Raw genomic sequence first — 825 nt, 5'->3', positions numbered from 1 at the left:
AACGCCCCGCTGCCGGTTAATCCGCCATCAGCGCTGGAGCTACCGCCAGCGCTCAGGTTGAGTGTGCCGCCGGCCAGGTCGATCACCCCGCTGTTGTTCAGCCAGCCAGTGGTGAAGATGCTCGGATCGAGATCAATGTAACCAGCATTGGTTAACGCGCCCAGAGTCTGGTTAAAGCCGTTGCTCTTTAAGCGAGCGCCGTTCTGCACCGTTAACCGTGAACTTTGGCCAAAGGCGTTATCCGATCCCATCAGCACTTGACCGCGCACTGTGGTACTGCCCCGGTAGTCGTTGCTGCTGTTGGCTACGGTGAGTGGCGCGGCACTGCCATCAAACACAATGCCGCCGATGCCGGTCAGCCGTGCAGTTAACCGGCGGTTGCTGGCCGGATCGCTACTGCTGGCAATCAGCAGTGCGTTGACATCATCCGTCAGCAGGTTAAGAGTGTGCAGTTCGTAGTTGAGATACAGTCCCTGTTGACCACTGACACTTGAGTTGGAGAGATGGTAGTCGTAGATCCCCTCGGCAACGGTGATACCATTTTGCGTGATGTCCGAAATCTTCCCTTGCTCCGGTAGCACTTCGACGCCGTTCAATCGCAGCGTCAAATTGTCGGCACCACTGGCGCTGTTAGCAATCGCCAGTGTCATGCCGCTGATACCACGGTTCTGATCCAGTAGTGACAAGTTGTTCGGGTTGCTGTTGTCACGGTTAAACTCACCATCAATGTTCACTTCACCGCTGTTGGCGGTAAAATTATCGGTCTGGATCACGCCGTCGGCACGCCCGTTGGCGATATCACCCACGAAGTTGAGCTGGCCGCCG

The 825-nt window shown here is 56.6% G+C and carries 1 pseudogene; it reads right to left on the bottom strand.

Going from position 1 to position 825, the window contains the following annotated elements:
• Nucleotides 1–825 (bottom strand): annotated as a pseudogene (locus tag EOJ37_RS01100) (hypothetical protein); the annotation flags it as partial.

The sequence above is a fragment of the Serratia microhaemolytica genome, assembly GCF_004011885.1.
GTDB classification, from domain to species: Bacteria; Pseudomonadota; Gammaproteobacteria; order Enterobacterales; family Enterobacteriaceae; genus Serratia_G; species Serratia_G microhaemolytica.
The sequence above is the reverse complement of the archived record's forward strand: the minus strand, read 5'-3'. Positions and strand labels throughout refer to the sequence as shown.